Source organism: Streptomyces sp. 8N706 (assembly GCF_052245415.1).
GTDB lineage: Bacteria > Actinomycetota > Actinomycetes > Streptomycetales > Streptomycetaceae > Streptomyces.
The window spans coordinates 26,105-38,113 of record NZ_JBQQBW010000036.1 but is presented as its reverse complement, the minus strand read 5'-3'; the positions used below and the strand labels follow the sequence as shown (position 1 = coordinate 38,113).

At 71.0% G+C, this 12,009-nt stretch carries 13 protein-coding genes; 9 read left to right on the top strand and 4 right to left on the bottom strand.

Annotated elements, in window-relative coordinates:
- Positions 1-130 precede the first annotated feature (130 nt).
- From ACTWQE_RS16110 to ACTWQE_RS16100, 3 genes are read right to left on the bottom strand one after another with little or no spacing between them, the layout of a single operon-like run.
- Positions 131-649 (bottom strand): hypothetical protein, encoded by a 519-nt coding sequence (locus ACTWQE_RS16110; RefSeq protein ID WP_443329618.1) that lies wholly within the window; start codon positions 647-649, stop codon positions 131-133.
- Entirely contained in the window at positions 631-819 is a 189-nt protein-coding gene (locus tag ACTWQE_RS16105) for a hypothetical protein (RefSeq protein WP_443329617.1), read from the bottom strand. The genes ACTWQE_RS16110 and ACTWQE_RS16105 overlap by 19 nt, the downstream gene beginning before the upstream one ends.
- Before the next feature lie 9 nt (positions 820-828).
- The gene (locus ACTWQE_RS16100) at positions 829-1,356 is read right to left on the bottom strand and encodes a hypothetical protein (RefSeq protein WP_443329616.1); all 528 of its coding nucleotides are present in this window, start codon (positions 1,354-1,356) and stop codon (positions 829-831) included.
- Positions 1,357-1,402: 46 nt separating this feature from the next.
- Here ACTWQE_RS16100 and ACTWQE_RS16095 point away from each other — a divergent pair, with 46 nt between their 5' ends.
- Positions 1,403-1,720 (top strand): CAP domain-containing protein, encoded by a 318-nt coding sequence (locus ACTWQE_RS16095; protein WP_443329615.1) that lies wholly within the window; start codon positions 1,403-1,405, stop codon positions 1,718-1,720.
- A 424-nt stretch (positions 1,721-2,144) separates the two neighbouring features.
- On the opposite strand, the gene ACTWQE_RS16090 is transcribed toward ACTWQE_RS16095, so the two are convergent.
- Complete coding sequence (locus tag ACTWQE_RS16090; protein WP_443329614.1) at positions 2,145-3,422, bottom strand: exo-beta-N-acetylmuramidase NamZ family protein; 1,278 nt, start codon at positions 3,420-3,422, stop codon at positions 2,145-2,147.
- Between the two features lie 139 nt (positions 3,423-3,561).
- On the opposite strand from ACTWQE_RS16090, the gene ACTWQE_RS16085 reads away from it, so the two are divergent.
- The 8 genes from ACTWQE_RS16085 (at position 3,562) to ACTWQE_RS16050 (ending at position 11,887) form a co-directional block, all read left to right on the top strand.
- Positions 3,562-4,326 carry an SDR family oxidoreductase gene (locus ACTWQE_RS16085; protein ID WP_443329613.1) on the top strand — a complete coding sequence of 255 codons (765 nt, stop codon included), beginning with the start codon at positions 3,562-3,564 and terminating at the stop codon, positions 4,324-4,326.
- Positions 4,323-5,978 carry an AMP-binding protein gene (locus ACTWQE_RS16080; RefSeq protein ID WP_443329612.1) on the top strand — a complete coding sequence of 552 codons (1,656 nt, stop codon included), beginning with the start codon at positions 4,323-4,325 and terminating at the stop codon, positions 5,976-5,978. Before ACTWQE_RS16085 ends, ACTWQE_RS16080 begins: the two co-directional genes overlap by 4 nt.
- Before the next feature lie 20 nt (positions 5,979-5,998).
- On the top strand, positions 5,999-6,601 hold the full coding sequence (locus ACTWQE_RS16075; protein ID WP_443329639.1) for a TetR/AcrR family transcriptional regulator: 603 nt from the start codon (positions 5,999-6,001) through the stop codon (positions 6,599-6,601).
- Positions 6,602-7,674: 1,073 nt separating this feature from the next.
- Complete coding sequence (locus tag ACTWQE_RS16070) at positions 7,675-9,087, top strand: ATP-binding protein (RefSeq protein ID WP_443329611.1); 1,413 nt, start codon at positions 7,675-7,677, stop codon at positions 9,085-9,087.
- Positions 9,088-9,107: 20 nt separating this feature from the next.
- Positions 9,108-9,497 (top strand): roadblock/LC7 domain-containing protein, encoded by a 390-nt coding sequence (locus ACTWQE_RS16065; RefSeq protein WP_443329610.1) that lies wholly within the window; start codon positions 9,108-9,110, stop codon positions 9,495-9,497.
- Positions 9,494-9,850 (top strand): DUF742 domain-containing protein, encoded by a 357-nt coding sequence (locus ACTWQE_RS16060; protein WP_443329609.1) that lies wholly within the window; start codon positions 9,494-9,496, stop codon positions 9,848-9,850. The genes ACTWQE_RS16065 and ACTWQE_RS16060 overlap by 4 nt, the downstream gene beginning before the upstream one ends.
- On the top strand, positions 9,831-10,448 hold the full coding sequence (locus tag ACTWQE_RS16055; protein ID WP_443329608.1) for a GTP-binding protein: 618 nt from the start codon (positions 9,831-9,833) through the stop codon (positions 10,446-10,448). Before ACTWQE_RS16060 ends, ACTWQE_RS16055 begins: the two co-directional genes overlap by 20 nt.
- Complete coding sequence (locus tag ACTWQE_RS16050) at positions 10,445-11,887, top strand: cytochrome P450 (protein ID WP_443329607.1); 1,443 nt, start codon at positions 10,445-10,447, stop codon at positions 11,885-11,887. The genes ACTWQE_RS16055 and ACTWQE_RS16050 overlap by 4 nt, the downstream gene beginning before the upstream one ends.
- Positions 11,888-12,009 lie beyond the last annotated feature (122 nt).

The following is a 12,009-nucleotide window of genomic DNA, read 5'->3' as shown; positions in this document are numbered from 1 at the left end:
TGCTGATCAGTCGGCCGACCAGCCCGCTGAACAGCCTGCCGGTCCGCCCGCCGATCAGTCGGCCCACCAGGCTGCCGGTCCGTCTGCCGATCAGTCCGCCGACCAGCACGGGGAGCCGCCCGCCGACCAGTCAGCCGATCAGCCTGTCGAGCCGCCTGCCGATCAGTCCGCCGATCAGTCGGCTGATCAGCACGGGGAGCCGTCTGCTGATCAGTCGGTTGATCAGCCTGTCGAGTCGTCTGGCGGCCCGTCTGCCGATCAGTCGGCCCACCAGGCTGCCGAGTCGCCTGCCGATCAGTCCGCCGACCAGCACGGGGAGCCGTCTGCTGATCAGCCTGTCGAGTCGTCTGGCGGTCCGCCTGCCGATCAGTCGGCCCACCAGCCTGCCGGTCCGTCTGCCGATCAGTCGGCTGATCAGCCTGTCGAGTCGTCTGGCGGCCCGTCTGCCGATCAGTCGGCCCACCAGGCTGCCGAGTCGCCTGCCGATCAGTCGGCCGACCAGCCCGCTGAACAGCCTGCCGGTCCGCCCGCCGATCAGTCGGCCCACCAGCCCGCCGAGCCGCCCGTCGAGCCGCCCGCCGACCAGTCCACCGACCAGCCCGCTGAACAGCCTGCCGGTCCGCCTGTCGATCAGCCCGCCGACCAGCACGGCGAACCGTCTGCCGGGTCCCCGGACGCTGCGGGGGAGGGGCCGTCAGCCGGTCCCGCTGCCGCGCCGTCCACGGCTCCGCCTGCCGAGTCCGCCGCGCCCTCCACCGGCCCCACGGCTCCGCCGTCGGACGCCCAGCCGCCCTCCGAGCCGACGGCGAACGCGTCCACGCTTCCGGCCTATGAGCCGTCCGCCGAGCCGCACTCCGGCGCCCCCGCCCCCGGGCCGTCCCAGGAGCCCTCCGCCGAAGGCCCCGCACCCTCCGGGGAGCCGTCGGCGCAGCCGGAGAAGCCCGGGCAGTCGGAACCGCCCCCGGCGCCTGCCCCTGAGCCGTCCGGGGAGGCGAAGCCGTCCGCGGAGCCGTCCGGGGAGGCGAAGCCGGCCCCTGAGCCGTCCGGGGAGGCGGAGCCGTCCGCCAAGCCGTCCGGGGAGGCGAAGCCTGCCGCCAAGCCGTCCGCGGAAGCGAAGCCGGCCCCTGAGCCGTCCGGGGAGGCGAAGCCTGCCGCCAAGCCGTCCGGGGAGGCGAAGCCGTCCGCCAAGCCGTCGGCGGAAGCAAAGCCTGCCGCCAAGCCGTCGGCGGAAGCGAAGCCTGCCCCCGAGCCGTCCGCGGAAGCGAAGCCTGCCGCCAAGCCGTCCCCCCGCCCGTCGGACACCTCACCGGCCAAGCCGGCCGGCCCGGGTTCGTCCGACGCCACGGAGATCGTCACGCTGGTCAACCAGGTGCGGGCGGCGGTCGGTTGTCAGCCGCTCACCTTGAGCTCCCCCCTCACCCAGGCCGCCCAGCGGTACGCCGACGTCATGGCGCAGGGCGGCGGACTGTCCCACACCGGCCCGGACGGTTCACGGCCCAGCACCCGGGCCGCACGTATGGGCTACCAGCAGTGGACGGACCTCGGCGAGAACATCGCCCGTGGCTACCGGAGCCCCTCGGCCGTGATGCAGGCCTGGATGAGCAGCCCCGAGCACCGGGCGAACATTCTGGACTGCCGGTTCCGGGACATCGGCATCGGCATCCACTACGGCCCGGACGGACCGTGGTGGGCGCAGTACCTCGGGGCGAGGAAGCCCTGATCCGTCCCAGCGGAGATCGCCGGGCGGCCGCACCCCGCCCGGAGGGGAGCGGGCCGGGCGACGCAGCAGGGGAGCGGTTCGCCGGCCGCCGCGGGCGCTGACCCGTCCGCGGCGGCCGACGGGCCGCCCCCGCTGACCCCGGCGGAGGAGACCCCCGCCGGGTGGGGAAGACCCGCGCCCACCTCGGCGGGGGAGACCCGCGCCCACCTCGGCGGGGGAGTCCCGCGCCCACCCCGGCGGGGAGACTCCCGCTCACCCCGGCGGGGGAGGGCCCCGCTCACCTCGGCGGGGGAGACCCGCGCCCACCTCGGCGGGGGAGTCCCGCGCCCACCCCGGCGGGGAGACGGCGGAGGAGCCCCCCGGCTCTCACCGGCCGCGGAGCATCCGTCCCCGCACCGACCGGCGGAGAGGAATCCGCCCCCGCTCACCGGTAGCGGAGATAGCGCCTGCGCATGGCGCGGAAGTCCGCCAGCCGGTCCGCCCAGGCACCGACCACCTCGTCCGTCCCCGCCCCCGCGTCGATCATGGTGCGGACGGCCGGGGAACCCGTCAGCTTGTCGATCCAGTGGTCCGGCCGCCACGCGAAACCGCTCCACACCTTCTTCGCGGTCACCAGCAGACCGATGCCGGTGCGCACGGGGTCGTACGCCTCACGGTCGTGGACGTGCAGCTGGACCCCGCCGATCGTCCTGCCCTGGAACTTGGAGAAGGTGGGTGCGAAGTACGCCTCCCGGAAATGGACACCGGGCAGATCGAGAGCGTTGGCCGCCTCCGCCCACCGCCGGTCGATACCGTCCGCGCCGAGCAGCTCGAACGGCCGGGTCGTGCCGCGCCCCTCGGACAGGTTCGTGCCCTCGAAGAGACAGGTCCCCGAGTAGACCAGCGCGGTCTCGGGCGTGGGCATGTTGGGGCTCGGCGGCACCCACGGCAGCCCGGTCCCGTCGAAGAAGTCTCCCCGCCGCCAGCCGGACATGCCCACCGTCTCCAGCTCGACGGCCCGCCCGGCGGCAGCGGGCACGAACTCGGCGTTGAACAGCAGCGCCAGCTCGGCAGCCGTCATGCCATGCGCCTGAGCGATCGGCTCGCGGCCGACGAACGTGGCATACGCCCTGTCGAGCACCGGCCCGGAGGCGCCGCGTCCGGTCACCGGATTCGGCCGGTCCAGCACCACGAACCGCTTGTCCGCGAGCACCGCCGCGACCATGCAGTCGTAGAGCGTCCAGATGTAGGTGTAGAAGCGCGCGCCCACGTCCTGGATGTCGAAGGCGACCGTGTCCACGCCGGACTCGGTGAAGATGTCGGCGAGCGCCCGACCGCTCTTGAGATAGGTGTCGAAGACCGGCAGCCCGGTCGCCGGGTCCTCCGAGCGGCCCTCGGAGCCGCCTGCCTGGGCCGTGCCCCGGAAGCCGTGCTCAGGGCCGAAGACCGCGGTCAGGTTCACCCGGTCGTCGGCGTGCATCACATCCACGATGTGCCGGACGTCGGCCGTCACCCCGGTCGGATTGGTGACGACGCCGACCCGCCGGCCCTCCAGCAGCTGGTAGCCCCCTGCGGCCAGCCGGTCGAAGCCCGTACGCACCCGCGCGCCACCGCGCTGCCCCGGCGCGGCACGGGCAGGTGACACAGCCGCCGCGGCCCCTCCCACGGCTCCGGTGGCGGCCAGCAGACCGCGTCTGGAAACAGTCGGTTCAGGTGTCAGCATGTCCGGGCACGCTAGCGCTCGGAGCTGCTGTGCGGAACGATTGCGACCGGCGCTGCGGGCACAACCTGGTGGCGAACCCTTTTGCGGTGACATACCGACTGGTTAGTCTGCGACCAGTCGAGTCGAAGGAGCCGCGATCGTGAAGACCCTGCAGGACGCGGGAGTCGTTGTCACCGGAGCGGGCGGAGGCATCGGAGCCGCTCTCGCCCGCAGGTTCGCCGCCGAAGGCGCCCGGGTGGTCGTCAACGACCTCAATGAGGACAAGGCCAAGGCCGTGGCCGAGGAGATCGGCGCCGTCGTCGTTCCCGGCGACGCCTCCGGCGTGGTGGCCCCCGCCCGTGAGGCACTCGGCGGCAGCGTCGACATCTACTGCGCCAACGCCGGGCTCTCCTCGCCCGGCGGCGCCGACGCCGACGAGCAGGTGTGGGCCGCCGCCTGGGACGTCAATGTCATGGCTCATGTCCGTGCCGCCAAGGAGCTGCTGCCCGCATGGCTGGAGCGGGGCAGCGGGCGGTTCGTGTCCACCGTCTCCGCGGCAGGCCTGCTCACCATGATCGGGGCGGCCCCGTACAGCGTCACCAAGCACGGCGCGCTCGCCTTCGCCGAGTGGCTGTCCCTCACCTACCGCCACCGTGGCATCGATGTGCACGCCGTCTGTCCGCAGGGCGTCCGTACCGACATGCTGCGGGAGGCGGGCACCGCGGGCGAGCTCGTGCTCGCGCCCACCGCCATCGAACCCGACCAGGTCGCGGACGCCCTCTTCGAGGGAATGGCCGAAGGGCGCTTCCTGATCCTTCCCCACGCCGAGGTGGCCGGCTTCTACAAGGCCCGCTCCGGCGACACGGACCGCTGGCTCACCAACATGAACCACCTCCAGCAGAAGTGGGAAGGGGACGGCGAATGAGAGCGTCCATCTACGAGGCCAAGCCCTGGCTCGCGCAGCTCACCGACGTCCAGCGGGCACCGGCGACGCCGCCGGAGACGATGGTCCACTCCTTCCGCGACGCCGTGCGCCTCGCCCCCGACCGCACGGCACTCGCCTACTTCGACGGGCGGCTGAGCTACCGCGAGGTCGACGAGCTGAGCGACGGGATCGCCGGCCACCTCGCCGGCCGTGGCTTCGCCCGCGGCGACCGGCTCGCCGTCATTCTGCAGAACGTGCCGCAGTTCGTCCTGGCCCTGCTCGGCGCCTGGAAGGCGGGCGGCACGGTCGTGCCGGTCAACCCGATGTACAAGGAGCGGGAGGTCACCCACGTCCTCGAGGACGCCGAGGTCACCGCCCTGGTCTGCGGCGACCGCGCCTGGGAGAGCTATCTGCGCGACACCGCGGCCGGATCCTCGGTCCGTATCACCCTCACCGCCAGCGACTTCGACCTCCAGACCCGGAACGACGAGCGTGTGCTGCGCGGCGAGCGGATACCCGTCCCGGAGGGCGCCGAGGACCTGCTGGCCGTCGCCCGCGCCGGTGCCGCCGCTCCCGGGGACCGTGAGCTCACCTCCTCCGACATCGCGCTGATCAGCTACACCTCGGGCACCAGCGGCACCCCCAAGGGCGCCATGAACACCCAGGGCAACATCACGTACAACGCCGAGCGCCAGCGCATTGTCTGCCAGCTGCCCGAGGGCAGTACGACCTTCGCGCTCGCGCCCCTCTTCCACATCACCGGCATGGTGTGCGAACTGGCGGCCTCCATCGCGGGTGCGGGCACCCTCGCGCTGGCCTACCGCTTCGAGCCCGGTGTGGTCCTCGACGCCTTCACCGAGCACCGCCCCGCCTACACCGTCGGCCCCTCCACGGCCTTCATGGCTCTCGCCGCCCAGCCCACCTGCACACCGGAGCACTTCAGCTCCTTCCGGATGATCTCCTCCGGCGGAGCGCCGCTGCCGCCCGCGCTGGTGGAGAAGTTCCGCGCGGGCTTCGGTCCCTACATCCGCAACGGCTACGGGCTCACCGAGTGCACCGCGCCCTGTGCCAGCGTCCCGCCCGAGAAGGAAGCCCCCGTCGACCCGGTCTCGGGCACGCTGTCCGTCGGCGTCCCCGGCCCCGACGTGCTCGTACGGATCCTGGACGAGAAGGGCGAGGAGGTCCCCTTCGGCGAGCACGGCGAGATCGCGGTACGCGGCCCGATGGTCGTGCCCGGGTACTGGCGCCGCCCCGAGGACAGCAAGGCCGCCCTCCCGGACGGCGAGCTGCGCACCGGTGACATCGGCTTCATGGACGAGAACGGCTGGCTCTACGTCGTCGACCGCAAGAAGGACATGATCAACGCCTCGGGCTTCAAGGTGTGGCCGCGCGAGGTCGAGGACGTCCTCTACGCCCACCCCGCGGTGCGCGAGGCGGCGGTCGTCGGCGTGCCCGACGAGTACCGCGGCGAGTCGGTGAAGGCGTACGTCAGCCTGCGCCCGGAGGAGTCCGCCACCCCCGAGGAGCTGGCCGCCTACTGCAAGGAGCGGCTCGCCGCGTACAAATACCCGCGGGAAGTGGAGGTCCTGCCCGAGTTGCCCAAGACGACGAGTGGGAAGATCCTCCGGCGGGAGCTGCGCTCCCGCGCATGACCGAACGAGCAGAAGGGCAGGTGGCGGCTATGGCCAGAACGATGGAGGGCAGCGGGACACCCGTCCCGCAGCGGCTGCTGGCCGCCGCCACCCGCCTGTTCGCGGACCGTGGATACGACAGGACCTCGGTGCAGGAGATCGTCGAGGCGGCCGGAGTCACCAAGGGTGCGCTCTATCACTACTTCGGCTCGAAGGACGATCTGCTGCACGAGATCTACGGGCGCGTGCTGCGGCTCCAGCAGGAGCGGCTGGACGAGTACGCCGAATCCGACGCACCGGTGGAGGACCGGCTGCGCCGCGCGGCGGCCGACGTGGTCTTCACCACGATCGACCACCTCGACGACGCGACGATCTTCTGGCGATCGATGCACCAGCTCAGCCCGGAGAAGAACAAGCAGGTGCGGGCGGAGCGGCGACGCTACCACGAGCGCTTCCGCGCGCTGATCGAGGAGGGCCAGAAGGAGGGAGTGTTCAGCAAGGACACCCCGGCCGACCTGGTGGTGGACTACCACTTCGGCTCCGTGCACCATCTGGCCAGCTGGTACCGCCCCGACGGTCCGCTGACGCAGCAGCAGGTCGCCGATCACCTCGCCAACCTCCTGCTGCGCGCTCTGCGGCCCTGAGACGTGTCCGGGCGATCTTGTCGGGCCCGCGACGCCCGGGGGAGTGCCCCCTGCATCTGACGCCGGGGCTGATCCTCGAAGATCGCCCGGACACGCCCTGAGGAACTTTCCGCACCGCGCTCACCCCGTCCCCGGGAGCGTCACGGTGGCAGTGACGGAAGGCGTCGGTGGAGGGGGCCCCGGGCCCGAAGGACGGATTCCCCCCTTCGCGGCCCGGTGGCTTTCACGCCCGAGCTTTTCGACCGACCGGCGCTCCATCCGCCGTCACCACCGGTCCCGCGGGCGCGAACGGTGTCGACCGCGGATGATCTCCTTCGACGACGGTCCCGTACGCGCCGCCGAGCGGTCGCGGAGCAACGCCCCGTGGCCGTGCCCGACGCCGCAGGCCCGACCGTCGTGACACATCGCCTCGGTGCGTCCTCTGCCGACGAAGCGGTGGTCCGAGATCAGTCCGAAATGATCGTGATGAGCCGACTTCGGCGCCCTGACGTACCACCCTTGACGTGTGCCGTCCCGGCCGGAGGGCCGCCGGGCGGGCAGGCCACGGACAAAGGCAAACCCTCCAGGAAACACCCTTCAGGCCTGTCCCATGGGGTCGTTGTCGATTCCGTGCATATGCCGGACACATGTTGTCGGTGAGCAATCAGATACTGCGTGGGGCCGATCAATGATCGCTGGGGTTCCCGCCCGGCTTCACGACCAACCTCAACTGACTATGATCCCTTTGCGTGTTGCGATCCCAGCACAGCGAGTCACCAACGCTGTGGCCGTGCACGCTCGGGAGACGCGACCAGTTGCGATCCGGACCGGTCCGGGGCGGACATCGAAACGCTCGTTCTCGGACGAGCGCCCCCCAGCCACCAGTCTGCACGTTGCGTCACCCAGCCCACTGACCTTCAGACTCTCTAGGGAACCCCCCGATGGTTCGTGCAGGTTCATCCCCCGGAGCCCCGCCGCGTGCAGCCGCTCCAGCATGGTTACTACCCCCAGGTGTTCTGACTGCGGCCTGCGGCTTAGCACTGTTCGTGGTCCCGGCGCAGATACGCTCGCCCTTCTTGTGGTGGAGCCTGGCCGTGGTGACCCTGACGGCCCTCGCTTCGGCGGAGGCGGCCCGCCGGGTGCGCTCGGCCGAGATGGCGCGGCAGCAGCGGACGGCCGCCGAGTTCGAGCAGTACTACGCACGGCGCGAGGGCGTGTTGACCGGCCGGCTGTCCGACCAACGCGCGACGACGGTGTGGCTCGCCGAGGAGTTCCTCCCCGTGGCGGTGGCCCGCCTCCAGAAGGGGGAGACCGCGTCGGAGATCCTCCAGTCCCTCTCCCTCGGGGCCCATCTCGACGACGAGTTCGTCGAAGCACTGCAGGCCGCGGCACGCACGCTGCTCGAAGCCGTGCAGGCGGAGGAGGACACGCGCGACTCCGCACAGCGCGCATTCGTGAGTATCGCCCGCCGGGTCCAGGCCATCGTCCATCAGCTGGGCAAGGACCTCCGCGACATGCAGACCCTGCACGGCAACGATGTCGTGGTCTCCCGGGGGCTGCAGAACGTCGACCACCGCAACGCCCTGATCGGACGGCTCGCGGCCAATATCGCGGTCCTCGGGGACGCCCGCCCGGGGCGTCAATGGACCAAGGACATCCGCCTGTACGAAATCCTGCGCGGAGCCATGGCACGCATCGTCGACTACCCCCGTGTGAAGTTGCAGTCGGTGACGGAGGTGGCCGTGGTGGGCCAGGGAGCCGAGCCGCTGATCCACCTGCTCGCCGAGCTGCTCGACAACGCCACGACGTTCTCGCCCCCGAACACCCCGGTGGAGGTGAGCGCGAGCGAGGTTCCCTCCGGTATCGCCATTGAGATCGAGGACCGTGGGGTCGGACTCACCGATGAGGTCCGACAGCGCAACGCCCGCGTGATGTCCCAGGCGTCATCGGGCATCGAGCTGGCCGACCTGGGCGAGATTCCGCAGCTGGGCCTGCCTGTCGTCAGCCGGCTGGCCCGCCAGAGCGGCTTCGATGTGGACCTGCGCACCTCCGCGTACGGGGGCGTCCGGGCGGTCGTGCTGGTCCCGCGGCGCCTGATCACCACGGCCGAGGCGCCCACCGTGCCACGCCTGGCCCCACCGACCTTGCCGGGACCGACCTTGCCGCGACCGGCCGACCCGCCGTCCGTGACGGGACCGGCCGTGCCCCGACCGTCGGTGACGGGACCGGCCGTGCCCCGATCGACCGTGACGGGACCGACGATGAACGGCGATGCAGCGGACAAGCCCGTGGAGGTCCAGTCGACGGTCAACGGGCTGCCGCAGCGCCGGCGGCGGTCGCCCGTGCCGACTCCTGTCGTCCGCACCACTCCCCAGCCTCCCTCCACCCCCTCGGGAGCAGCCGGCACAACCCGGCAGCCAGGCCTGATGTGGGAGGCATTCAACGGCGACAGACCGGACGCAGACCTTCCCAGCCGTAGCAGTGATCCATCAGATAAGGGTGAGTAACCGTGCCGCCACTGCCCAACATGGACTGGATGCTCAAGGAACTGACGACCAGCGTCCCGTATGTGCGACACGTGGTCGTGCTGTCCTCTGACGGCCTGTGCCTCGGTCAAGCGAACACGGCGACTGATACCGCCGATGCCCTCGCCGCCGCCTGCTCCGGTATGCAGAGCCTGGCGAAAGCCGTCGCGCAGATGTTTCCGCACGGAAACGGCTTCATGCGCATGATCGGAATCGAGGTCGACGGCGGTTACTTCTCCCTCATGGCTGCCGGCGAAGGCGCCTACCTCGCGGTGCTCGCCGATGAGGAAGTCGACGCGGGGCTGATGGGCCAGAGCATGCGTGCCCTGGTGGTCCGGATCGGCCAGCATATGACCAGCCCGCCCCGGGACGACGTCGGGCAGGCGATGTGACGTCGGAGAAGGGCCCATGGGACGAGGGCAGTCCTGTGCCGTTGTACGTCATCTCCGGTGGCTTACGTCCGGCAGAGCAGGCCGCCTTCGACCTGGTCACACTCATCACATCCAGGTCCTCGCCCGAACCCGGTATGCAGCCCGAGCAGGCGGCCATTCTCACCATGTGCCACTACCCCCTGTCCGTGGCGGAGATCTCCGCATACCTCAGCCTGCCTTTCAGCGTGGTCACCGTGCTGCTCTCCAGGCTTGTCGGCGACGGACGGATCGAGGTCACCGCACCCATCCCCGTCACGACGGACCCTCAACTCGGCCTTCTGGAGGCGGTGATCCATGGACTACGTAAGCTCTGAAGCACCCGTCGGCCCCCGCCACAAGGACTTGCTGCCCCACAGCGCCAAGGGCGTCAAGATAGTGATCGTCGGCGGTTTCGGCGTCGGTAAGACCACCATGGTCGGCGCGGTGAGCGAGATCCCGCCCCTCACGACCGAAGAGACCATGACCCAGGCCGGTGTCGGCATCGACGACAACCCCGGCGCGAACGGTAAGAGCACGACCACGGTCGCGATGGACTTCGGCCGTATCAGCATCAACGAACAGCTGATCCTCTACCTCTTCGGCACTCCGGGCCAGGAACGCTTCTGGTTCCTGTGGAACGGCATCTTCGAGGGCGCCCTCGGCGCCGTGGTCCTCGTCGACACCCGGAGCCTCGAAGTCTGTTTCGAGATCATCACGCGTCTGGAAGACCGCCGCGTCCCGTTCATCGTGGCCGTCAACACCTTCCCCGGCGCACCCGAGCACCCGATCCCCGCCCTGCGCACCGCTCTGGACCTCGATGAATCGGTCCCCATCGTCACCTGTGACGCACGGACCCGATCCGACAGCCGCGACGCCCTGCTCGCACTGATGGGGTACCTGCGCACCCTCGCCGCCGCTCAGGAGTCTTCATGACCCTCCCACCCCCCGATCACACCGCCGCCGATCCGCTCGTCCCCCCTCCCGGGTGCCCCGCCCACACCGGCACGGACACCATGGGCATGACGCGCCTCTACGGCCCCGCCGCCGAGTCCGACCCCATGGGTCTGTACGAGCAGCTGCGTGCCACCCACGGTCCCGTCGCGCCCGTACTGCTCGACGGGGACGTACGGGCCTGGCTCGTCCTCGGCTACCTGGAGAACCGCGAAGTGGCGGGCCACTCCACGCAGTTCTCCCGGGACTCCCGGATATGGCACGGCTGGAAGAGCGGAGAGATCGACCCCACCGCCTCTCCCCTCGTGCCGATGATCGGATGGCGCCCGGACTGCGTGTCCGCGGACGGCGAAGAGCACCAGCGCCTGCGCGGCGCGGTCACCGCCGGTCTCGACCAGTTCGACCGAAGGGGAGTCCGCCGCCAGATCACCCGCTTCGCCCACCAGCTTGTCGATCAGTTCTGCGAAGCCGGGCAGGCAGAGCTCGTCGGTGAGTTCACCGAGCATCTCCCGATGCTCGTCCTCACCCACCTCCTCGGTATGCCCGACGACTACGGGCCCCGGCTCGTCGCCGCCTGCCGGGACCTCATCAAGGGCTCCGAAACCGCCCTGGCCAGCAACGCGTACGTGCTGGAGACGCTCGAACACCTCGTCGTCACCAAACGTGCCGCCCCCGGGCAGGACATCGCGTCCGCGCTGATGTCCCACCCGGCCCGTCTCACCGACGAGGAGGTGCAGCACCATCTCCGCCTCATCCTTCTCGCCGGGTACGAGACGACGGCCAACCTCATGGCCAACACGCTGCGGATGGTGGTGACCGACCCTCGCTTCCGCGGCTCCCTCGCGGGCGGCCAGATGACGCTTCCCCAAGCCGTGGAACAGGTGCTGTGGAACGAACCGCCGCTGATGGTGTGCCCCGGCCGCTGGGCCACCAGTGACACCTTCCTGGGAGGGCAGCACATCAGGGCGGGCGACATGCTCCTGCTGGGCCTGGCAGCGGGCAATGTCGACGAGGCCGTCCGTCCGGATCCCTCGGCTCCCGTCCACCACAACCGCGCGCACCTGTCCTTCAGCGGCGGTGCCCACGAGTGCCCGGGCCAGGACATCGGCCGTGTCATCGCGGACGCCGGAATCGACATTCTGCTCGCCCGGCTGCCCGACATCACCCTGGCCGTCCCCGAGTCCGAGCTGAGCTGGCGCTCCTCCACGTGGGCCCGGCACCTGACCGCGCTGCCCGTGAAGTTCGCCCCCCGCGCTCCGCGCAACCACGACCTGCGGGAACCGCTGCCCGCCCCACCTCGGCCCAGCACCGGTATGTCCGCCGGGCCTCCGTCGCCGGAGTACCGGACCCCGGTGGACACCGCGCCGTACGCCCGCTCTTCGTGGTGGGCACGGCTCAGGCGGCTGCTGCGGAGGGGCTGAGCTCCCCCGGCCGGACGGCTCCGAGGAACCGACGCCGAGGCGGTGGTCGGATCCTCGGAGCCCGCGGGCCCGGACGAGGGCTCGGGCCCGGACGAGCCCTCGTCCGGGCCCGGTGCTGCCGT